20 protein-coding genes are annotated in these 20,571 nt (G+C 55.4%); 8 read left to right on the forward strand and 12 right to left on the reverse strand.

All coding sequences use genetic code 11. The features are described from left to right. Nucleotides 1–26: 26 nt before the first annotated feature. A complete protein-coding gene (locus ACHUE7_RS06700) occupies nt 27–1,376 on the reverse strand; it encodes an MFS transporter (protein WP_394169297.1) in 1,350 nt (449 codons plus the stop codon). 221 nt (nt 1,377–1,597) lie between these two features. Between ACHUE7_RS06700 and htpG the strand changes: the two genes are divergently transcribed. The 4 genes from htpG to ACHUE7_RS06720 all read left to right on the forward strand — a co-directional run bounded on the left by htpG (nt 1,598) and on the right by ACHUE7_RS06720 (nt 5,007). Further along, on the forward strand, nt 1,598–3,508 hold the full coding sequence (gene htpG / locus ACHUE7_RS06705; RefSeq protein WP_394169298.1) for a molecular chaperone HtpG: 1,911 nt from the start codon (nt 1,598–1,600) through the stop codon (nt 3,506–3,508). 146 nt (nt 3,509–3,654) lie between these two features. Continuing rightward, on the forward strand, nt 3,655–4,215 hold the full coding sequence (locus ACHUE7_RS06710; RefSeq protein ID WP_394169299.1) for a YfaZ family outer membrane protein: 561 nt from the start codon (nt 3,655–3,657) through the stop codon (nt 4,213–4,215). 3 nt (nt 4,216–4,218) lie between these two features. Beyond that, entirely contained in the window at nt 4,219–4,698 is a 480-nt protein-coding gene (locus ACHUE7_RS06715) for a DUF6586 family protein (RefSeq protein WP_394169300.1), read from the forward strand. 75 nt (nt 4,699–4,773) lie between these two features. Beyond that, the gene (locus ACHUE7_RS06720; protein WP_394169301.1) at nt 4,774–5,007 is read left to right on the forward strand and encodes a hypothetical protein; all 234 of its coding nucleotides are present in this window, start codon (nt 4,774–4,776) and stop codon (nt 5,005–5,007) included. Nucleotides 5,008–5,121: 114 nt separating this feature from the next. Here ACHUE7_RS06720 and ACHUE7_RS06725 read toward each other — a convergent pair whose 3' ends face one another. From ACHUE7_RS06725 to ACHUE7_RS06750, 6 genes are all read right to left on the reverse strand, one after another. Then, nucleotides 5,122–5,757, reverse strand: a complete 636-nt coding sequence (locus tag ACHUE7_RS06725; RefSeq protein ID WP_394169302.1) for a lytic transglycosylase domain-containing protein — start codon at nt 5,755–5,757, stop codon at nt 5,122–5,124. Nucleotides 5,758–5,774: 17 nt separating this feature from the next. Then, complete coding sequence (locus tag ACHUE7_RS06730) at nt 5,775–6,899, reverse strand: JmjC domain-containing protein (RefSeq protein WP_394169303.1); 1,125 nt, start codon at nt 6,897–6,899, stop codon at nt 5,775–5,777. A gap of 120 nt (nt 6,900–7,019) precedes the next feature. After that, nucleotides 7,020–8,396, reverse strand: a complete 1,377-nt coding sequence (gene purB / locus ACHUE7_RS06735; protein WP_394169304.1) for an adenylosuccinate lyase — start codon at nt 8,394–8,396, stop codon at nt 7,020–7,022. 346 nt (nt 8,397–8,742) lie between these two features. Continuing rightward, nucleotides 8,743–9,366: a high frequency lysogenization protein HflD gene (gene hflD / locus ACHUE7_RS06740; protein WP_394169305.1), complete on the reverse strand. Its 624-nt coding sequence runs from the start codon at nt 9,364–9,366 to the stop codon at nt 8,743–8,745. A 102-nt stretch (nt 9,367–9,468) separates the two neighbouring features. After that, nucleotides 9,469–10,560, reverse strand: a complete 1,092-nt coding sequence (gene mnmA, locus ACHUE7_RS06745; RefSeq protein ID WP_394169306.1) for a tRNA 2-thiouridine(34) synthase MnmA — start codon at nt 10,558–10,560, stop codon at nt 9,469–9,471. 4 nt (nt 10,561–10,564) lie between these two features. Beyond that, nucleotides 10,565–11,035, reverse strand: a complete 471-nt coding sequence (locus tag ACHUE7_RS06750) for an NUDIX hydrolase (protein WP_348475238.1) — start codon at nt 11,033–11,035, stop codon at nt 10,565–10,567. 229 nt (nt 11,036–11,264) lie between these two features. Between ACHUE7_RS06750 and fabV the strand changes: the two genes are divergently transcribed. Further along, the gene (gene fabV / locus ACHUE7_RS06755) at nt 11,265–12,446 is read left to right on the forward strand and encodes an enoyl-ACP reductase FabV (protein WP_394169307.1); all 1,182 of its coding nucleotides are present in this window, start codon (nt 11,265–11,267) and stop codon (nt 12,444–12,446) included. Here the strand turns inward: fabV and ACHUE7_RS06760 are convergent. Further along, entirely contained in the window at nt 12,340–13,134 is a 795-nt protein-coding gene (locus ACHUE7_RS06760) for a pseudouridine synthase (RefSeq protein ID WP_394169884.1), read from the reverse strand. The two genes, fabV and ACHUE7_RS06760, sit on opposite strands and share 107 nt — an antisense overlap. 95 nt (nt 13,135–13,229) lie before the next feature. Here ACHUE7_RS06760 and icd point away from each other — a divergent pair, with 95 nt between their 5' ends. Continuing rightward, nucleotides 13,230–14,489 (forward strand): NADP-dependent isocitrate dehydrogenase, encoded by a 1,260-nt coding sequence (icd, locus tag ACHUE7_RS06765; protein WP_394169308.1) that lies wholly within the window; start codon nt 13,230–13,232, stop codon nt 14,487–14,489. 118 nt (nt 14,490–14,607) lie between these two features. Here icd and ACHUE7_RS06770 read toward each other — a convergent pair whose 3' ends face one another. Continuing rightward, nucleotides 14,608–14,904 (reverse strand): cold shock domain-containing protein, encoded by a 297-nt coding sequence (locus ACHUE7_RS06770; protein ID WP_213677891.1) that lies wholly within the window; start codon nt 14,902–14,904, stop codon nt 14,608–14,610. Nucleotides 14,905–15,657: 753 nt separating this feature from the next. Between ACHUE7_RS06770 and clpS the strand changes: the two genes are divergently transcribed. Together clpS and clpA are read left to right on the forward strand one after the other, a co-directional pair. Then, on the forward strand, nt 15,658–16,020 hold the full coding sequence (clpS, locus tag ACHUE7_RS06775; RefSeq protein WP_394169885.1) for an ATP-dependent Clp protease adapter ClpS: 363 nt from the start codon (nt 15,658–15,660) through the stop codon (nt 16,018–16,020). 21 nt (nt 16,021–16,041) lie between these two features. Beyond that, entirely contained in the window at nt 16,042–18,312 is a 2,271-nt protein-coding gene (clpA, locus tag ACHUE7_RS06780) for an ATP-dependent Clp protease ATP-binding subunit ClpA (protein WP_348475246.1), read from the forward strand. Between the two features lie 159 nt (nt 18,313–18,471). Here clpA and infA read toward each other — a convergent pair whose 3' ends face one another. The 3 genes from infA to aat form a co-directional block, all read right to left on the reverse strand. Next, nucleotides 18,472–18,690: a translation initiation factor IF-1 gene (infA, locus tag ACHUE7_RS06785; protein ID WP_008043370.1), complete on the reverse strand. Its 219-nt coding sequence runs from the start codon at nt 18,688–18,690 to the stop codon at nt 18,472–18,474. 179 nt (nt 18,691–18,869) lie between these two features. Further along, nucleotides 18,870–19,622, reverse strand: a complete 753-nt coding sequence (locus ACHUE7_RS06790; protein ID WP_394169309.1) for an arginyltransferase — start codon at nt 19,620–19,622, stop codon at nt 18,870–18,872. Then, complete coding sequence (gene aat / locus ACHUE7_RS06795; protein WP_394169310.1) at nt 19,612–20,388, reverse strand: leucyl/phenylalanyl-tRNA--protein transferase; 777 nt, start codon at nt 20,386–20,388, stop codon at nt 19,612–19,614. The genes ACHUE7_RS06790 and aat overlap by 11 nt, the downstream gene beginning before the upstream one ends. Between the last annotated feature and the right edge of the window lie 183 nt (nt 20,389–20,571).

Consider the following 20,571-nt stretch of genomic DNA (forward strand, 5'->3'; position numbering starts at 1 on the left):
TTAACGAGAGCCAGCCCCAATCGGCCTTATACGCCGGGTACCGAGCCGGCAGGCATTGAGCGTTGATCCTGTATCGCCTGACGCAGGGGGATGCGCAGCAGCAGGATGCCTCCGGCTATGAAATAGAGCATGATCACTAACAGAGCCTGGTGCCGGCCAACGGCGTCGGAAATAGGGCCGAAGGTCATGCCGATAATGATGGCAAAACGCCCGAAAGTGCCCCACAAACCGAACAGTAAGGCAGAGTCTTTCGGGTTTGCCAGTAAGCCAACCACGGCCCGGCTGGCGCTCTGTGTAGCCCCCATGGCACTGCCCGCCACAAAGGCGACCACCACAAACAAGGTAGAGACCGTCATCCCGGTCAGTGCGACAAGCGCATCCAGATAATAGATGCCCAGTAGGCCCATTAGCCACCATCCCAGGGTTAACAACAGGGTGTTCTTGGAGCCAAGTGTGTCTTCAATAAAGCCGAACCCGATGGCGCCAATCATAGAGGCGATCTGCAGCGTAGCGCCGATGATCAGTAACTGGGTGCCGCGAATGCCTATTTCTTCCTGAGCGTAGATTCCGAAGAATTTAACCACAACCGATACCCCGGCCATGTACACCATAAACGCGATGAAAAAGCGAAACAGGACCGGGTAGTCGGCAATAATGCTGCGCATTGCGAGTAACCTTGCTCCCGCGGCTTTCAGCAGCACCGAAACGCGGGCGTGCTCGAACTCGGGCATGGGCTCGGCCCGTTCCTTGACGAACAGGAATGTGGGAAGGGCGCCTAGCCCGTAGAAAAGCGCAACGACGACCATGGCCAACTGGTTCTGGTCGATATAAAGCGAGAGATTTGAGCTGGCGCTTTCGGTAACCACTACGATGATGATCAGCAGGCTCAACAACCCTCCAATATAACCGATACCCCAGCCTATGCCGGAGATCCGCCCCATGTTGTCCTTGGTTGCCAGTTCGGTCAGAAAACTGGCAATGAAGGTCTCTGACAGCATCCAGGCGGTGTTGCTGCAAATAAGAAACGCCATGCCGAGCCAGACTGACCCGGGCTCCACGAAATACAAACCGCCGGTCGCCAGTACCGACACCCAGGTGCACCAGGCCAGGTAACGCTTCTTGCGGCCGCTGTAGTCGCAAATAACGCCCACCAGAGGTGCCAGAATGATAGCCAGACCAGTCGAAATGGCCACGCTGGCTGCCCAGAATGTGTTCTTCAAATGGTCGAGTTCGGGCGGAACAATGTAGGAGATAAAAAAAGCACTGTAGATAAAGCTGACTACGACTGTGGTGTAGCTGCTGTTGGCGAAGTCATACATGGCCCAGCCAAAGATCTCGCGCTTGCGAACCGGAGCGTGGGGAGTGGGTGTCGACATCCTGGAGGTGCTTCCTTGTGATTGGGCAGGCGGTTGTCACAGGTTCGATGGGTGTAATCTGGAACGCCAGCGAACCTGCCGGTTTCAGGGTCAAGTGTGCACCAGTGCTGGCGGTGAGGAAAGTCCGGGGTGGTAAATGATAGGGGCAGCGCTTGAAATGCATCACAAGGCCCATAGATAGAGGGAACCATTGTCTAAGTCTTTGATTTGAGGTGAATTCCATGTCTGAAACCCAACAAGAAACGCTCAGTTTTCAGACAGAAGTCAAGCAACTTCTGCATTTGATGATCCACTCCCTGTACTCCAACAAGGAGATATTCCTGCGCGAGCTGATCTCCAATGCATCCGATGCCTGCGACAAGTTGCGCTTCCAGGCGTTGAAGGATGATGCTCTGCTTGCTGAAGACAGTGACCTGACTATTCGGGTCGAGTACGACAAAGAAGCCGGCACGGTTACGCTGACCGACAACGGCATTGGCATGACCCGTGACGATGTCATCGCCAATCTGGGGACCATCGCCAAATCCGGCACGGCTGACTTTCTGAAGAATCTGACCGGTGACGAGCGTAAGGACAGTCAGTTGATCGGGCAGTTTGGGGTAGGGTTCTACTCGTCTTTCATCGTTGCCAGTGCTGTTGATGTCTATACCCGTCGTGCCGGCACTCCGGCCGATGCCGGTATCCACTGGCGCAGTGAAGGCGAGGGTGAGTTCAGCCTGGCCGACGTAACATTGCCGCAACGGGGCACCCGCATTGTGTTGCACCTCAAACCGGAAGAAACCGAGTTTGCTGATGGCTGGCGTCTGCGCAACCTGATCCGCAAATACTCGGATCACATCGCGATCCCGGTGCAGATGCTGAAAGAAAACTATGAATCGGAAGACGACGAAAACGCGGAAGAGAAAACGATCGAATGGGAAACAGTAAACAGTGCCAAGGCGCTGTGGACCCGGCCGCGCAGTGAGATCTCCGACGATGAATACAAGGAGCTCTACCGCCACATTTCGCACGATTTTGGCGACCCGTTAAGCTGGAGCCATAATAAGGTTGAGGGCAAGCTGGACTATACCAGCCTGCTGTATATTCCGAAAAAAGCCCCCTATGACATCTGGAATCGCGAGCGAATTCGCGGACTCAAGCTGTATGTGCAGCGCGTTTTCATTATGGATGACGTCGAGCAGTTTCTGCCGATGTATCTGCGCTTTGCCAAAGGGATTGTCGACTCCAACGATCTGCCGCTGAACGTCAGCCGTGAAATTTTGCAGAGCGATGACGCCATCGACAGCATGCGCTCGGCGCTGACCAAGCGGGTTCTGGACATGCTGGCTAAACTGGCCAAGAAAGACCCCGAAGGCTATCAGACTTTCTGGGACGAATTTGGCCAGGTATTAAAGGAAGGGCCGGCGGAAGACGCCGCCAACAACGACAAGATTGCCAAGTTGTTGCGCTTTGCCACGACCCATACCGGCGAAGCCGCCCAGACTCAATCGCTGGACGACTATGTCAGCCGGATGCAGGAAGGGCAGGATAAAATCTATTACGTGGCCGCCGACAGTCACCAGACCGCCTGGAACAGTCCGCACCTGGAAGTGTTCCGCAAGAAAGGCATCGAAGTGCTGCTGATGAGCGACCGGATCGACGAGTGGCTGATGGGTTACCTGCGTGAATTCGATGGCAAGTCGCTGGTCGATGTTGCGCGCGGTGGTCTTGATCTGAGCGGTGTCGAAACCGAAGAAGAAAAAGAAGCCCAGCAAAAAGCCAACGACGACCACAAACCGCTGCTTGAGCGTCTGAAAACATTGCTCGCCGACGATGTGGAAGAGGTTCGCATGACGCACCGGTTGGTTGAATCACCAGCTTGTATCGTGGTGGGCGATAACGACATGGGTGCCCAGATGCGCCGTATCATGGAAGCCGCCGGTCAGGCCGTGCCAGAAACCAAACCGATTTTCGAGCTGAATCCGGAACATCCGCTGGTTCAGCGGCTTGAACAGGAAGCCAGCGAAGACCGCTTTGCCGATCTGGCCAACATTCTGCTTGAGCAGGCACGATTGGCCGAAGGCTCACACCCCAAGGATGCTGCCGGGTTTGTAGGCCGATTGAACAAGCTGCTGCTGGATCTTTCCCGATAGGCGATGCGCCTTGTCCCCAAAGGCCGGCTAAGGATTCAATTTATGAGTCCAAAACCCGCAACGGGCCACAGTGTGGCCCGTTGCTTGGTGTCGGCACCGGTAGAATTCAGTACAATGCCGGTTAATTTCAATTCTGGAGTAACGAAATGACCTTCAAGAACTGGCTCGCAGTCTGTGCCGTACTGATGCCATTGGCCGCCCAGGCGGGTGGTTCGCTGGACATCGCTTTGTCCAATACCTCGGTCAGGCTGGAACATGAGGCAGTCCGGGTAGGCTCTGGTGCACACATCACCACCGGCCTTGCCTACAGCGAAGACAATCAGGCTTATGCATTCAGTGCCGGTTTTAATGCGGTCGATGCCACCATGGCGAATCGTGAACTCATTGGCGGCATCGGCTTTAAAGGCTTTCTGTTCGATGCCGGTGAACCGGGCTTTGCTCTGGGTGTCGGTGGCTTTTTGCGCTGGCAACCCGATTTTATGAATGGCCTGGGCACCGAAGCACAGCTGTATTACGCACCCGACATTCTCAGTTTTGGTGATGTGGTTGCCTTCCAGGAGGTCATCGCGCGGGTTACCTACAAAGTGCTGCCTCAGGCGCGCGTCTTTGTCGGCTGGCATGACATCGCCGGTTACTATTACGACACAACTGGCGGCCCAAGCCGAATAGACAACACTTTCAACCTCGGTTTCAGGATGAACTACTGAGCCATGAACCGTCGCGGTCTGACCAATGCCTTGCTTTACCAGGCGAGGCTCATGCTGACACTGGCGGAGCAGGAGGCGGTGCCTGCGCAACGTCAGGCCTGCGCCTCTTCATTTGAAGTGCTGGCTCACCGAGCATGGCTCGCGGCTCAGTGTGAAGCGGCTGAGTCTTATGGCGTGTCACTGGCGCCGGAGACACCCCTGAGTGAACTGTTGGACGCCTGGCGTGAAAGACGCCCTGATGCCTGGGAACTCAACGCAGTGCAAGCAGGCTTGGGGCAGTCCGGTCACTGGATGCAACAACTGCATCGCTATCTGACCCATTGGTCGACGGGTGTGATACCGGAAGGCGTCAAAAAAGCCGACCCAAACCGCATTGCGCTGGTCTCTGACGATAACCAAGAACCTACAAATCATTACCGCAGAATTCTGAATGAGCTGCAACAATGGGTCGATGATGTGAGAGCTCAAGGCGACCACAGTTAACGAACCGGTTTGGCTGACCCCCCGAGCCGTAGCGGCCGAAGTCGGGTTCTGCCTAAAGTTGAAACTAAGGGCCATATGTACTGGGAAATTATCGAGCTGGCTAACGGCGAAGTGGCATTGCGCCGGGCCGATTCCAATGACGATCCGTTGCTGGTCATCCGCTTTTCGGATGAAGCCAAGGAGCGCCTGAAAGAGCAGCGCCTGGATGTTGCCCGCGCTATGATTTCAGCCGGCGTGCAGGTGGCAACAGAAATTGAATCCGGCGAAGAAACCGAAGAAATGGACGACGACGAGATGATCGTCCACTAACCATACCCGCACAGCGCGGTAATGGCCGGCCGTTTCCGTCACCGCTGGTGTGCTACATCCTCCTGTTACACCCTTATGTAATGCCCTCCGAGGTTCCTTTCTCACGCTCCCCCGCTACTGATATTCTCGGTACCAGCGCCTGACCGCGGCTACGTACTGTTCAGTTTCAGGGTAGGGGGGAATGCCCTGGTAGCGGGCCACGGCGGTTTCCCCGGCATTGTAGGCCGCCAGTGCCAGATCAAGATCGCGATAGCGTTGCATCAGATACTTGAGGTGGGCGGCACCGGCGTGAATGTTCTCTCTCGGGTCGGTGATGTTGCGCACCCGATACTGGGCTGCTGTTGCCGGCATCAACTGCATCAGGCCCATGGCACCTTTGTGCGACCGCGCATTGACCTGAAAATTGGATTCCTGCCGGATAACCGCACGAATGAGATTCGCATCCAGCTGGTACTGACTGGCGGCCGTGCTGATGTGTTGTTCGATCTCGGCCCGGCCCTGAAGTCCATCCGGGTCTCTGAGCCGCTGACCGGCATGGCGCGCATTCAAACCACTGTGTTCCAGAACGTAACCGGGTAAGGATACTGGCCGGTTGGTTACTACGCGTTCGCCGGAAGGCGTCAGGTAGATGTACAGATCGGCTGCGGCGGCAGGTAACGTTGTCAGCCAACAGATAATCAGCTTCAGGAGCCAGCCGTTTGGCGAGACAGTAGGGCGCACGATTAGTGCGTTCAATCTGGTTTGACGCAAGGGTTACTGCTCCCGCGTTATTCGTCGTCGAAATAGAAGGCGTCGTGGCCGACCAGTGATGTCAATATAGACAACCGAGCCGCATTGTCCTGGCTGCCAAGATCCGATGCGTTGATGCGTTTTTGCTCGCACAGCCAGCGTAAGCCATCGGCGGGCAGGTCGGTTTCTATGGCTTCGCCATCCACAAAGAGCATTCCGGGTTGATAGGCGAGTCTGACCGAGGCATTGCGGATCAGTGGTTGCCGTTGTAACTGGCGGGCGATATCGGCCTTGCTCAGTGAGGGCTCTTCAAGCGGGGCGTCACCGTATTTGGGCTGGGTCATGTAGCTGCCAAACCACCGCGCCATGGCATCACGGTCTTGTACCAGGCTTTGCAGCATGGTCTGAATGCGGTCTATATCGGCGGTGGTAATGCGGTGGCTGTCGTCGCGGGCGTCCAGATCTGCGTCCTGGTAGCGGTCAAAATCTGAACTGGTATTGGCAAGGAACTGGGCAAAATCTACCAGCGTTTCAGCCTGGCTGGGTGCGCGAAAGCCAATGGAGTAGGTGATGCAGTCTTTGCTCAGGGCTTCTCCCCAGTGTGCGATTCCCGGTGGCACGTAGAGCATATCGCCCGGTTTCAGAACCCAGCGCTCCTGTTCGTCAAAGTGGGCGAGTATGCTCAAATCGGTATCGTCACGGCGATCATCGGCTTCGTCACAGGATTGGCCGATGCGCCATTCCCGCTCTCCTTCAACTTGAATTAAAAACACATCGTAGTGATCAAAATGCGGCCCGACACCGCCGCCGGGGACGGCATAGGAGATCATGATGTCATCCATACGCCATGCGGGTATGAAACTGAAGGCATCAAACAGCGCCGCTATTTCGGGCACCCAGTGATCGACGGCCTGAACCAGCAGCGTCCAGTCTTTTTCCGGCAGTTGGGCGAAATCATCTTCGAAGAAGGGGCCGTGGCGCAATGTCCAGTCGTTGGCTGTTACCAGGCGTGATTCCACGTCTGGTTCGGTAGCCAGACCAGCCAGCTCATCGCCACTGATGCCGGGCAGGCCATCGGGGAAGGCCTGGCGTATCAGGTAGGGAGTCTTTTGCCAGTACTGGCTCAGAAATTCCTGGCCACTGAGGCCGCCGAGCATATCCATGAGAGTCACCTGAGTCGGAGTAGTATGGAGCAGCAACTGCACAGTCAGTTTTGCAGCAAACCAGCGATAGTACAAGGCGGGTGAGTCGGGCAGATTGTCGCCTGCCCGACCGGTGGGGCATCAGATTGAGTCGATGCTTTTGGCCTGCTCGGCAGCGTTGCCCAGATATGTGGCCGGGGTCAGCGCCAGCAAGGCTTCTTTGGCGCTTTCAGGCAGGTCGAGGTGGTTCACGAAATCTTGCATCATGGGCTCGGTAATGGCTTTGCCGCGGGTAAAGGCTTTCAGCTTTTCATAGGGCTCTTCAATGCCGTAGCGACGCATAACCGTCTGAATAGCCTCAGCCATGACTTCCCAGGCCTGGTTGAGATCCTGGTTCAGTCGATCCGGGTTGGCTTCCAGTTTGCTGATGCCTTTTTGAGTGGCCTGGTAGGCGATAAGGCTGTGCGCCAGGCCGACACCCATTGAGCGCAGTACGGTAGAGTCGGTCAGGTCTCGCTGCCAGCGGGAAATCGGCAATTTGGCCGCCAGGTGCGCCAGAATCGCATTGGCCAGGCCCAGGTTGCCCTCGGAGTTCTCGAAATCGATCGGGTTGACCTTGTGCGGCATGGTCGAACTACCGACTTCACCGGCAATGGTGCGCTGCTTGAAATACCCCAGCGAAATATAACCCCAGATGTCCCGGTCGAAATCAATGAGGATGGTGTTATAGCGGGCGATGGCATCAAAGAGTTCCGCCATGTAATCGTGCGGTTCGATCTGGGTGGTAAAGGGGTTGAGTGTCAGGCCCAGTGACTGGATAAAAGCGTCGGCGTTAGCGGCCCAGTCGATGTCCGGGTAGGCCGACAGGTGGGCATTGTAATTGCCAACGGCGCCATTGATTTTCCCCAGGTACTCCACTGACTCGACCTGGCGGATCTGACGACCCAGGCGGTAGGCAACGTTCGCCATTTCCTTGCCCAGGGTGGTGGGTGAGGCAGTCTGGCCATGTGTGCGGCTGAGCATGGGCTGGTCGGCGTGGTTTTTTGCCAGGGCAGCTATGTCGTCACGAATCGTGCGCATCTGCGGCAGCAGTACGTCGACAATGCCGGTTTTCAGCATCAGTGCATGTGACAGGTTATTGATGTCTTCCGAGGTGCAGGCAAAGTGAACAAATTCAGTCACCTGGCTGAGTTCGTCCAGCTCACTTAACCGGGTTTTCAGGAAATACTCGATCGCTTTGACATCGTGGTTGGTGGTGCGCTCAATGGCTTTGATGGCTTCGGCATCGGCCAGTGAGAACTGATCTACGATGGCATCAAGAAAGGCACTGGCCTCGATTGAAAAAGGCGCCAGCTCGGCAATGTCAGCGTGACTGGCCAGTTGCTGCAGCCAGCGCACCTCGACCGTGACCCGGGCTTTGATCAGGCCATATTCGCTGAAAACAGACCGAAACGCTTCGGTTTTGGAGCCATATCGGCCATCAATAGGGGAGATCGCGGTGAGCGCGTTTAATTCCATGGTGCCAGGTTCCCGTCGGTGCATGCGTGAAGGCGGGCGATTATACCGGTCAGCCGCCAGACAGGCCAATGCTTCGGGCACTAATGCTCGGGTCGTTTACGTCGCCCCGAGTCCGCGGCAGGTGGCAGAGCTGTTACTGCAGGGGCGCCGTGAATACCTCCAAGGCTTAACTTCGGGATATGAATCCCCTCCATGGGATTCACCCTTCGGGCTCGCTGCGCTCTTGCTAAAACGCTCCCGGCGTTTTAGTCCATGCCTCAGATACCCCCGCATTAGCAGCTCTGACAGCCGTCGCTCATTTATTGCAAACGCCTCAGTCTTTGCTTAACCGTGTCGAAAACAAAGCCTAGACTCTTGCAAGCAACTGCTCAGCGGTATCATGCAGTTTTGAGCGTTTTACCACGATATGCCAGCGTCGGCCGCCCAGTTGATGCCACAGGTGGGCACTGCGTATGCCGAACAGAAGAGCCGTGCGAACCTGTTCGGCGATGTTCGGGTTCTGCAGGTAAGACGGGTTGCCCATAACCCGGATGCGAAAATCCAGTTTGCTGACGCTCTGCTGATAGCTGTTGGCGACGGCGGCAATGACCGATTCATGCAGCGCATCATCGAAATAGGCGCACTGATCAACCGCCCGCGTCAGGTGCTGGCTGAGCGCCTCCATCAAGTCATCCCGTGCCGTGAGCTTTCTCTGGGCATGCAAAATGCCCATGGCATAGCGCAGTACATCCGGTGACATACCCTTGCCACGCTTCGCCAACACTTCCTTAAGCCCCTCAAGCCCGGTTTTCACGCCTATAATGCCGCCATAGACCTCTTCAACCGAGCTCGGATTCAGGTTAAGCACGGTGCGAATACTCTGCTCAAGTCGAGGGCGTTCCAGGCTGCCCTGGCGTGCCAGCTGCTCGACCATCAGAGCGGACTGGAATACGCCAGCCAGTGCCAGAACCTGATTGCTAAACTGATTCATTAACTTCCTTAATGCTTTTCATATCAAAGGGTTAGGTAGCATTGTTAATGTTGAATATGTCTCATTGGGCGATACCTAATCCCGGGGTTCAGCCGTGGTAATTCACCAGGTGCGTTCGATAACACCACCACCGAGGCAGACTTCGCCATCGTAGAAAACGGCGGATTGTCCGGGTGTAATGGCCCGTTGAGGTTGTTCAAACTCAACCCGGTAACCGTTGTCGGTTGCGGTAATCTGACAGGCCTGGTCGGGCTGCCGGTAACGGTGCTTGCACATCAGTCTGGCTGGCAGTGCAGGGGCTTCACCGGCCACCCAATAGACCGAAGACAGGGCCAGTTCCTGAGTGTAGAGCGCTGGGTTGTCCGTTCCCTGCACCACGGTCAATACGTTCCGTTCCAGGTCTTTGGCTGCGACAAACCAGGGGGCTTCGGGGTGGTTGCGGGTACCGCCGATGCCCAGCCCCTGGCGCTGGCCGATGGTGTAGTACATCAGCCCCTGGTGTTCTCCGATCACCTCGCCGCTGTCAGTTTCTATCGTTCCCGGGCGAGCGGGCAGGTATTGCTTCAGAAAGTCACTGAAGCGGCGCTCGCCAATAAAACAAATGCCGGTGCTGTCTTTCTTGCGGGCGGTCGCCAGCTGGTACTTTTCGGCAATACGGCGTACTTCCGGTTTTTCCAGCTCACCGACCGGAAACAGGGTTTTCGCAAATTCTTCGTGGCCGACAGCATGCAGGAAATAGGACTGGTCTTTATTGGTATCCAGGCCGCGCAGCAGTTGGGTGCCCTGGTCTGTGGTTCGGGTTCGGGTGTAGTGCCCAGTGGCGATTTTGTCGGCTCCGAGCGTCAGGGCGTAGTCCAGAAAAGCTTTGAACTTGATCTCCCGGTTGCACAGGATATCCGGGTTGGGGGTTCTTCCAGCCTGGTATTCTTCCAGAAAATGTTCAAACACGTGATCCCAATACTCGGCCGCAAAATTAGCCTTGTGCAGGTGAATGCCCAGCCGGTCGCTGACGGCCTGGGCATCGGCAAGGTCTTCCTTGGCGGTGCAGTATTCAGTGCCGTCGTCTTCATCCCAGTTTTTCATGAACAGGCCTTCGACCTGGTAACCGGCCTCCAGCAGCAATGCCGCCGTTACAGAAGAGTCGACACCGCCGGACATACCGACGATGACTTTGGTTGAGGCAGCTGAGGTCATGGGGTTAAAGGCTCCCGGGGGCAATCATGGGGTGAATGAGTGATAGAGGATACCGCTGTCCGGCCTGATAATCGGCCAGTGCCTGGCTGACCAGCGCGCTGCGCAGCGGGTAGTGACCGGCAAGCAGCTGTTCAACAGACAGCCAGTCTACGGCCAGAATATCGGTGTCGCGCGGGCTGTTTTCAACCCATTCGGGCTGATCGGCTGTGAAGCAAACGCGCAAATAATGAATGCCGGTGGTGGGGTGCACGGATTGGTAGATGCCAACCAGTCCGGTCAGACGCACCTGGTACTGGGTCTCTTCCAGCGTTTCCCGGCGCGCGGCATCCAGAAGAGACTCTCCCGGTTCGACATGACCGGCAGGCTGGTTCCATCCGTTTATACCGTTATCATTTTCATTAACCATCAATATGCGCTGGTTTTCTTCTACAATAACGGCTGTTGTGAGATGGGGCATTTCAGGTGCAGCAGCCATGTTGTCTCCTGTAGCGGCAGGGTAAATGAAGCCGTTCGTCTGCGCCGCGGTGTTGCAACGAACAGGAACAGGGTACGCTTTAGTATCTGGACACTGTTCGTATCCGTCACAAGTCTTTTGCATTCAAACCAGAGCGTTGGCAGCCTACTGGACGTAAAATGAATCATAACAAGAGCGTTACACTGACGTCTGCTGCGCTCATACGCGAACCGAGATTAAGGAACCCGGCATGATCATCAAACCCAAGGTACGTGGTTTTATTTGCACCACCGCACACCCAACGGGCTGTGCCCTGCACGTTCAGGAGCAGATCGACTATGTAAAAGCCCATCCGCCCGCAGCTGAAGGCCCCAAAAACGTGTTGGTGATTGGCTCTTCAACGGGCTATGGCCTGGCGTCGCGCATTGTCTCTGGCTTTGGCTTCAAGGCCAATACTCTGGGGGTCATGTTCGAAAAAGAACCGACAGAGCGTCGCACTGCCTCGGCGGGTTGGTACAACACCCGAGCCTACGAGAAAGCTGCAACCGAGGCTGGATTGTACGCTAAAACCTTTAATGCCGATGCGTTCAGTCACGAATGCAAGGCGGAAGTGATCGAAGAGATCAAGGCGTCTATGGGCAAGGTGGACCTGGTGGTCTACAGCCTGGCCTCTCCGCGTCGCAAAGACCCCGATACCGGCGACGTCTATATGTCGACCTTGAAGCCAATCGGCGGGGCGGTGACCCGCAAGAGTTTGAATACCGATACCCGGGAAGTGTCCGAGGTCACTCTGGAGCCGGCGAATGACGATGAAATCGCCAATACCATCAAGGTAATGGGCGGGCAGGACTGGGAATTGTGGCTAAAGGCACTGGCTGACGCCGATGTATTGGCCGAGGGTGCCAAGACAACAGCCTACACCTACATCGGCCGCGAGCTCACGTTCCCTATTTATGGCGAAGCCACCATTGGCCGCGCCAAGGAAGACCTTGATCGCGCAGCGGCGGCCATTGACCAGTCACTGAAATCCAGCCTGGGTGGCAGTGCGTGTGTCTCGGTACTGAAAGCACTGGTTACTCAGTCGAGTTCTGCCATCCCGGTCATGCCGTTGTACATCTCTTTGCTGTATCGGGTGATGAAAGAGCAGGGCACGCACGAAGGTTGCATTGAGCAGATCAACACACTGCTGACGGGCGAGCTTTACTCGGGGAAAGATGAGCTCACGCTGGATGAACATGGCCGGGTACGTGTGGACCTGAAAGAACTGACCGACGAAGTGCAGAGTCGGGTTGAGACATTGTGGCACCAGGTGACAACGGAAAACCTTACCGAGTTGTCCGACTTCGAGGGCTACCAGAAGGAGTTTTTCCGCCTGTTCGGCTTCGGTTACGACCAGGTGGATTATGACCAGGACGTTGACCCGGTCGTTTAACCCCCTGAGGTCCTATAGATGAGGCGCCTGTTGGGCGCCTTTTTTTAGACTTGACGTTTATACCGTTATCTAAAATGCGGTCTATCGCGATTTCCCGAAACTCCCCGCTTGCCAGATCATCGAGCGCATAATGACCGATTTTCCAGCGAATCAGCCTTAGCGTCGGGTAGCCGATATGAGCGGTCATCCGCCGTACCTGACGGTTTCGTCCCTCTGTGATGACCAGTTGTAACCACTGGGTCGGGATATCTTTGCGCTCTCTGATGGGAGGGTGTCTTGGCCACAACGCTTCAGGCTCATCGATGAGTGTGACCTGTGCGGGTTGTGTCATGCCGTCTTTCAGTTTTACGCCCTGGCGCAACGGTGCGAGATCAGCTTCTGAGGGTATGCCTTCCACCTGAACCAGGTAGGTTTTTTCAACCTTGTTGGCCGGGTGAGCCAACTGATGTATCACGGCACCATCATCACTGAGCAACAGCAAGCCTTCGGAATCGAAATCCAGGCGACCAGCAGCGTACACCCCGGGAATCGGGATGAAATCGGCCAGGGTGCTGCGGGGGAGTCCGGAGCGTTCGTCGGTAAACTGACACAGCACCTGAAAGGGTTTGTTAAACATGATTAAGGAGGTCATTGCGAGTGTTCTGGGCCTTTTAGAGGTGTTATCCGTGCAACCCGGCGTGCAACGCATGGTACCAAAGTCACATCCGTTGGTGCTGTAAGTAGACAAACGATTCCGTTATACTCCGCCGCCGTTGAAACCATAATACACAGATGGAGTGAACCATGGGATATCAGAAAATTGAAGTGCCTGCCGGCGAGAAAATCACGGTCGACACCAAAGGTACCCTGACTGTACCCAACAACCCTATTATCCCGTTCATCGAAGGCGATGGCATCGGCGTAGACGTAACACCGCCGATGATGGCGGTGATCGATGCTGCGGTCGCCAAGGCCTATGGCAGCGAGCGCAAAATCAGCTGGATGGAAGTTTACGCGGGTGAAAAAGCCACCACCATCTACGATGCAGATACCTGGCTGCCTACTGAAACACTGGATGCCTTTCGTGAGTTCAAAGTGGGTATCAAAGGCCCGCTGACCACGCCCGTAGGCGGCGGTATTCGCTCACTGAACGTTGCCATCCGTCAGGAACTCGATTTGTTTGTTTGCCAGCGTCCGGTGCAGTGGTTTACCGGTGTACCTAGTCCGGTAAAAGCCCCTGGCGACGTCGACATGGTGATCTTCCGTGAAAACTCCGAAGACATCTATGCCGGTGTTGAATGGAAAGCAGGCAGCCCTGAAGCTGAGAAAGTCATCAAGTTCCTGCGCGAAGAAATGGGCGTCACCAAAATTCGCTTCCCTGAAATGTGCGGTATTGGTGTTAAGCCAGTGTCGGAAGAGGGCACCAAGCGACTGGTGCGTCAGGCACTGCAGTACACCGTTGATAACGACCGTGACAGCCTGACTCTGGTTCACAAAGGCAACATCATGAAGTTCACCGAAGGTGCCTTCAAAGACTGGGGTTACGAGCTGGCCAAGGAAGAATTTGGTGCAGAGTTGCTCGACGGCGGCCCCTGGATGCAGTTCAAGAACCCCAAAACAGGCAAGAACATCGTGGTAAAAGATGTTATCGCCGATGCCATGTTGCAACAGATCCTGTTGCGTCCGGCCGACTATGACGTGATTGCCACACTGAACCTGAATGGTGACTACCTGTCTGATGCCCTGGCGGCGGAAGTAGGCGGCATCGGTATTGCGCCGGGCGCCAACCTGTCTGACGACGTGGCCGTGTTTGAAGCCACCCACGGTACAGCACCGAAGTATGCCGGCCAGGACAAGGTTAACCCGGGTTCACTGATTTTGTCTGGCGAAATGATGCTGCGTCACATGGGCTGGATCGAAGCGGCTGATCTCGTACTGAAAGGCATGGCCGATGCCATTGCTTCCAAACGCGTAACTTACGATTTCGAGCGTCTGATGGACGGTGCGACCCTGGTGAAGGCCTCCGAGTTCGGGCAGGAAATCATCAAGCAGATGGATAACTGAGCGTAGTACGCCGGTGAGGGGTCTTTAGCTAGACCCGGCACATCCAAAAAAGCCTGGCAATAGCCAGGCTTTTTTTATCCTTCAACGGAAGTCGGCTTTCTGTGCCAGCCGGTTCGGTTTAGTCAGGGTAATCGCTGGTTGCGCGCTCCTTGGCAGGCTGGGCTGTTTCAGTAGACTGGGCAGGGGAGGCGGCTGTTTGCGCACCAGGCTCAGGTAATGCACGAATGTTAACAGCATGAATGCCGCGATCGGCCTTGACGGTGTCAAATTCCACCGGTTGTCCGGCCTTGAGTGTCTTGTAGCCTTCCATCTGAATGGAGGAGAAATGGGCAAACAGGTCTTCTTCATGTTCGTCACAAACGACGAATCCGAAACCTTTTGCGTTGTTGAACCACTTTACTTTCCCTACGGGCATAACGGACTCCTTACGACCACGTTAAATTACAACTTGAAATCGACCAGGCCCACTTGCTTGACCGGGTCAACCCCTGTTCACAATGACACCTAGGTAGAGATGGACAGCCACTCATTGGCAGGGTGTTGTTCAGTCTCCGGCCAGCCTCTTCCCTGAGTCTCGTGAGAGACTTGTTGGTTTGAACCGTTCCACCCAGCGAGTTGCATTTCGAGGTAACGATATGCAATGCTCTGTAAGGTTCACACCCAACCCGTCCACAGCCAGACGTTACACGCCCTGCAGGGGAAATACCGACGACTCGTTGGCATACCCAAAGGTTATTCACTAACCTTACCTGCGTGCTGTGAGCGGTTGTATTCAACAGCCACGATACATCGACTACTAGGACTACTAGGCCTCATTGACCACCGAGTCGAGCTGTACAGTATTCATACAGATCTAACGGTTAGGCTATGGTTGGTTGTTGAACCTTTGAAGTCAAGCACCAACTCGCTGAGTTATGAAGCAGCGCACGTTGTGTTCACCTGATGTTACTGAAAATACGCCCGGTTCAGCACGGCTACGGTAACTTTAACACTGTTCGATTGCTTGAGCCCGACGCTGTGACGCGCATAATTGGGTTTACAGGAAAACATCCTGTCGTTGAGTCATTGGAAAACCACCGGGTCAGCCCCACCGTATAATCTGAATGAGTTTGAACATCGACCTATGACCATTACTACTACTGGAAAACCAGATCTGTACGACGCCGGAATGAAGGGTATTCACGCTGGCACCCCACGGCTGGGGCCCGACGAGCCCGAGCAGGGAGACGACTATGGCGTCGCCACCCGGACTCAGGATCCGGAGCTTAAGCAACCCCCTCTTTACCGGGTGATTTTGTTGAACGACGACTACACCCCAATGGAGTTTGTGGTACACATACTCGAGAACTTTTTTTACATGTCCCGGGAAAAGGCGACACAAGTCATGTTAGCGGTGCACACTCAAGGCAAAGGTGTGTGCGGCGTCTATACTAGAGATATCGCGGAAACCAAGGCAGCCATGGTGAACCAGTATTCCAGGGACAATGAACATCCCCTGGTGTGTGAGGTAGAAAAGGCAGATGACCAGTGATCAGCAAGAGGGTTATATACCATGCTAAGTAAAGATCTCGAATTGACGCTGAATAATGCGTTCAAAGATGCGCGGGGCAAGCGGCATGAGTTCATGACCGTGGAGCACCTGTTGCTGGCGTTGCTGGACAATCATGCTGCAGCCGAGGTGCTGACGGCCTGTGCTGCCGACATTCCGCAACTGCGTCGCGACCTGACGGAATTCATTGATTCCACAACTCCCCTGATTCCGATTGACGATGAAGACCGTGAAACCCAGCCAACCCTGGGGTTCCAGCGGGTCTTGCAGCGTGCTGTCTTCCACGTTCAGTCCTCCGGCAAGAAAGAGGTAACTGGCGCTAATGTGCTGGTCGCCATTTTCTCCGAGCAGGAAAGCCAGGCGGTGTTCTTCCTCAAACAGCAAAGCATCTCTCGCATCGATGTGGTCAATTTTATTGCCCATGGCATCTCCAAGGTGCAAAGCGAGAATGCCCAGCCGAATGAAGATTTTAACGCCGATCAACAAGAAGAGGGCGGTGGCGATGGTGTTCAGGGCAGTGCTCTGGAAAGTTTTGCCTCAAACCTGAACGAATTGGCCCGTAAGGGTCAGATCGATCCGCTGGTAGGGCGCGAGCACGAAGTTGAGCGCGTCATTCAGATCCTGTCGCGCCGGCGTAAGAATAATCCGCTGCTGGTCGGGGAAACCGGGGTGGGTAAAACCGCCATTGCCGAGGGCCTGGCCAAACGCATTATTGACAACGATGTGCCTGAAATCATGGAAGGAGCCCAGGTCTTTTCCCTGGATCTGGGTGCCTTGCTTGCCGGTACCAAGTATCGGGGTGATTTCGAAAAACGCTTGAAAACGCTATTGGCCGAGTTGAAGAAGAAGGAAAAGTCGATTCTGTTTATCGATGAAATCCACACCATCATCGGTGCCGGGGCGGCATCTGGCGGCGTTATGGATGCTTCCAATCTGCTCAAGCCGATGCTCAGTTCCGGTGAACTCCGATGCATGGGCTCGACGACATTCCAGGAATTTCGTGGCATTTTCGAGAAAGACAGCGCGCTGACCCGTCGTTTTCAGAAAATTGATGTCAATGAGCCCTCGGTCGATGAAACCTATCGCATCCTGAAGGGGCTGAAGTCGCGTTTTGAGGAGCATCACCACCTCAAGTACACCGATAAATCCCTGAAGGCGGCCGCAGAACTGTCGGCCCGGTACATCACCGACCGCCACCTGCCGGATAAAGCCATTGATGTCATCGATGAAGCGGGTGCGGCTCAACGTCTGTTGCCAGCCAGCAAACGCAAGAAGTCGATTAACGTCAGTGATGTTGAGAAAGTCATTGCCTCCATTGCCCGCATTCCGGAGAAAAGTGTCAGCCGTAACGACAAGGAAGTACTGGAGCATCTGGAGCGTAACCTGAAGATGACCGTCTTCGGGCAGGAGCAGGCCATTGAGCAACTGGCCTCGTCGATCAAGCTGGCCCGTGCCGGTCTGAAATCGGTCGACAAGCCCATCGGGTCCTTCCTGTTTGCTGGCCCGACCGGGGTGGGTAAAACAGAGGTTTCGAAGCAGCTGGCCGATTCTCTGGGTATTGAGCTGTTGCGGTTTGATATGTCGGAGTACATGGAGCGCCACACCGCTTCGCGTCTGATCGGGGCTCCTCCGGGCTACGTCGGATTCGATCAGGGTGGTTTGCTGACCGATGGGGTATCCAAGCATCCGCATTGTGTGCTGCTGCTCGATGAAATTGAAAAAGCACACCCGGATGTCTTCAACCTGCTGCTGCAGGTCATGGACCACGGTACGTTGACCGACAACAACGGGCGCAAGGCAGATTTCCGTAATGTCATTCTGATCATGACCAGCAACGCCGGTGCGCAGGAAATTAACCGCCGGTCTATGGGCTTCCTGGAGCAGGACAACAGCACGGACGGGATGGAAATGATCCGCAAGCAGTTCACGCCGGAGTTCCGCAACCGTCTGGATGCCATCGTTCAGTTCAAGGCACTGCCGATTGCCGTGGTTACCAGCATTGTCGACAAGTTCCTGACCGAGCTACAGGCGCAGCTGGATGACAAGCGCGTCATGATGGAGGTAGACGATGAGGTTCGCGCCTGGCTCGCCGAGAAAGGATACGACGAACACATGGGCGCCCGGCCAATGAGCCGCCTGATTCAGGAGAAGGTGAAGCGCCCCTTGGCCGATATGATTCTCTTCGGCCCGCTGTCTCGTGGCGGTACCGTCTATGTGCACATCCGTAACGATGAGCTGACGCTGGAAGTCGAGGAAGAAGCAGAGACGGTCTGACGTGTAAGAACGTTAGGATTATTAAAAAGGCACCTCCGGGTGCCTTTTTTTGTTTGTCTGAGTCGTGTGCAGAGCGCACAGACAAAAAAACACCCGGAGGGTGTTCTTTTACAATGGGTCTGGCGGTTGTTTCAGGTCGCGTGACCCAGGCTACGTGCGTTAGCGGGCGCGATAAACGATACGACCTTTGGTCAGGTCGTAAGGTGTCAGTTCGACCTTAACCTTGTCGCCCGTCAGGATGCGAATGTAGTTTTTACGCATTTTCCCTGAAATATGGGCAGTAATGACATGGCCATTTTCGAGTTTGACCCGGAACATGGTGTTGGGAAGGGTATCGAGAATCTCGCCTTCCATTTCAATAACGTCTTCTTTTGCCATATATGCTTGTACACACCTTTGATTAAGACCGCTGAGGCTGACTACTGGGTGTCAACCTCATGTAAGTATGGGAACCGGCGGGCATTCTGCCTGAATTTCCGGCATTTATCAAAAAACTGGGCAAATTCAGGTATTTGGCTGGAAAATCGGTACCTAAAGAGGCAGGGTAGTGCTCTCACTTACTCAATCCCTACGGCGTCGATCAAGTGATCATCGAGGAGCCGCCAGTGCCGGTTGATCAGCACTTCTAGCGGCCGGTAATCGGCCTTGTAGGTCATTTGCGCAGACCCCGGCACCCAGTAGCCCAGATACAGGAACGGCAGGTTCAGGGTTTCACACAGCTGTATCTGAGTCAGGATGCTGAACACCCCCAGCCCGCGCTGGCTTTGAACGGGGTCAAAAAAGGTGTAAGTGGCTGACAATCCGGTTTCCATACGGTCGGTAAAGGCAACCGCCACGACCTGATCGTTCTGCCTGAATTCAAGTATGAACGCAAGATCTGGCCGACTGACCAGAAATTCACGATAGCTGTCTTCCGAGGGTGGGTACATGTCGCCCTGGTAATGCCGGTGACTGATGTAAGCCTCATACAGCCGATAATGCTCGGAATTGTACTCACAGGGCAGGCGGCGCACGCTGAGGTCCTGGTTTTTAGCCAGAATGCGCCGGAAACGACGCTTCCAGTGAAACTGAGCGACGCGCACCCGAGATGGCATACAGGCCCCGCAGGCTTCGCAATCCGGCCGGTACAGATGGTGACCGCTGCGCCGGAAACCCAGGTGCATCATCTGTTCATAGAGAGGCAGGGAGAAGTGCAGATCCGGATCGAGAAACAGGGTCCGTGCCTGCTGTCCGTCCAGATAGCTGCAATTGTGCTCACCGGTTCGGTACAGCTTGATGGTGTCTTCCTGTTGCTCGGACTCAGGTTTCATCGGCAACATCCCGGACAGAAGAAATGAGTGGTGCAGCCGGACTGCCCTGGCTGATGCGACTTGAGATAGCCTGGTTCAGGGCTACCGCATCGGGAAGCGACACTGCGCGACGTTGTCGGGGCAATTGTTGCTCGAACCATGGTCGTTCAACCTCCCGGGCACCGAGACTGGCCAGGTGATCATTATAGACCTGGCAATCGATTAGGCGCAGCGATTGCAGCAGCGCGGCTTCCTGCAGCGCCAGCAAAGCCAGTTTAGAGCCGTTGGTGCGCCGCGAGAACATGCTTTCGCCGAAAAAAATGCCATCGATGCCGATGCCGTACAGGCCACCTATTAGATCGTCATCCCGCCATACCTCGATGGAATGAGCCCAGCCCAACTGATGCAGTTCTGTATAGGCGTCGCGCATCGGCGCGGTAATCCAGGTGCCGGGTTGACGGGCCCTCGGGGCCTGACAAGCCTCTATAACCCGGCTAAAGGCCGTGTTGACGGTGATCGTCGGTGGTGCCTGGCGGTAGGCTTTGCGAAGGCTGCGAGACAGGTGCATCTCGCCCGGTAACAGCACCATGCGCGGCTCGGGAGACCACCACAGAATGGGCTCTCCGTCGCTGTACCAGGGGAATATGCCTCGCTCGTAAGCGGTCAGCAGCCACTCCGGTGTCAGCGCGCCGCCCGCCGCCAGCAAGCCCGGCGGATTGGCCAGAGCCTCGGTAGTCGGTGGAAAGCAGGCGTTCTGTTCAGCCTCCAGCCAGCTTAGTTGTGGCATAAAAATGCTCGGTGTATCAATAAGTTGGGCTTCATACTGTGGTATCTTAGTGCTCTTTGACGTGGACTGCCACGCCCGGACGGATCAGCGTATCCTCGGGCTGAGTTAAACGGCCGTCGGGTGCTTTCTGTGCCCGGTGTGCTTCAGCTAGAATGCGAGCCTGCAACGATATGCAGGGCAGGG

Origin of the sequence: Saccharospirillum alexandrii (assembly GCF_043641555.1) — a bacterium.
Taxonomy (GTDB): domain Bacteria; phylum Pseudomonadota; class Gammaproteobacteria; order Pseudomonadales; family Natronospirillaceae; genus Saccharospirillum; species Saccharospirillum alexandrii_A.

What these genes read in the sequence shown, in the direction of transcription:
- ACHUE7_RS06720 (WP_394169301.1), top strand. Translation starts at nt 4,774, where the DNA reads ATGTACTGGGAAATTATCGAGCTGGCTAACGGCGAAGTGGCATTGCGC.
- fabV (WP_394169307.1), top strand. Translation starts at nt 11,265, where the DNA reads ATGATCATCAAACCCAAGGTACGTGGTTTTATTTGCACCACCGCACAC.
- ACHUE7_RS06760 (WP_394169884.1), bottom strand. Translation starts at nt 13,134, where the DNA reads ATGCGTTGCACGCCGGGTTGCACGGATAACACCTCTAAAAGGCCCAGA.
- ACHUE7_RS06715 (WP_394169300.1), top strand. Translation starts at nt 4,219, where the DNA reads ATGAACCGTCGCGGTCTGACCAATGCCTTGCTTTACCAGGCGAGGCTC.
- ACHUE7_RS06750 (WP_348475238.1), bottom strand. Translation starts at nt 11,035, where the DNA reads ATGGCTGCTGCACCTGAAATGCCCCATCTCACAACAGCCGTTATTGTA.
- htpG (WP_394169298.1), top strand. Translation starts at nt 1,598, where the DNA reads ATGTCTGAAACCCAACAAGAAACGCTCAGTTTTCAGACAGAAGTCAAG.
- purB (WP_394169304.1), bottom strand. Translation starts at nt 8,396, where the DNA reads ATGGAATTAAACGCGCTCACCGCGATCTCCCCTATTGATGGCCGATAT.
- ACHUE7_RS06790 (WP_394169309.1), bottom strand. Translation starts at nt 19,622, where the DNA reads ATGAAACCTGAGTCCGAGCAACAGGAAGACACCATCAAGCTGTACCGA.
- icd (WP_394169308.1), top strand. Translation starts at nt 13,230, where the DNA reads ATGGGATATCAGAAAATTGAAGTGCCTGCCGGCGAGAAAATCACGGTC.
- ACHUE7_RS06770 (WP_213677891.1), bottom strand. Translation starts at nt 14,904, where the DNA reads ATGCCCGTAGGGAAAGTAAAGTGGTTCAACAACGCAAAAGGTTTCGGA.
- mnmA (WP_394169306.1), bottom strand. Translation starts at nt 10,560, where the DNA reads ATGACCTCAGCTGCCTCAACCAAAGTCATCGTCGGTATGTCCGGCGGT.
- ACHUE7_RS06700 (WP_394169297.1), bottom strand. Translation starts at nt 1,376, where the DNA reads ATGTCGACACCCACTCCCCACGCTCCGGTTCGCAAGCGCGAGATCTTT.
- clpS (WP_394169885.1), top strand. Translation starts at nt 15,658, where the DNA reads ATGAAGGGTATTCACGCTGGCACCCCACGGCTGGGGCCCGACGAGCCC.
- ACHUE7_RS06710 (WP_394169299.1), top strand. Translation starts at nt 3,655, where the DNA reads ATGACCTTCAAGAACTGGCTCGCAGTCTGTGCCGTACTGATGCCATTG.
- infA (WP_008043370.1), bottom strand. Translation starts at nt 18,690, where the DNA reads ATGGCAAAAGAAGACGTTATTGAAATGGAAGGCGAGATTCTCGATACC.
- clpA (WP_348475246.1), top strand. Translation starts at nt 16,042, where the DNA reads ATGCTAAGTAAAGATCTCGAATTGACGCTGAATAATGCGTTCAAAGAT.
- hflD (WP_394169305.1), bottom strand. Translation starts at nt 9,366, where the DNA reads ATGAATCAGTTTAGCAATCAGGTTCTGGCACTGGCTGGCGTATTCCAG.
- aat (WP_394169310.1), bottom strand. Translation starts at nt 20,388, where the DNA reads ATGCCACAACTAAGCTGGCTGGAGGCTGAACAGAACGCCTGCTTTCCA.
- ACHUE7_RS06730 (WP_394169303.1), bottom strand. Translation starts at nt 6,899, where the DNA reads ATGGATATGCTCGGCGGCCTCAGTGGCCAGGAATTTCTGAGCCAGTAC.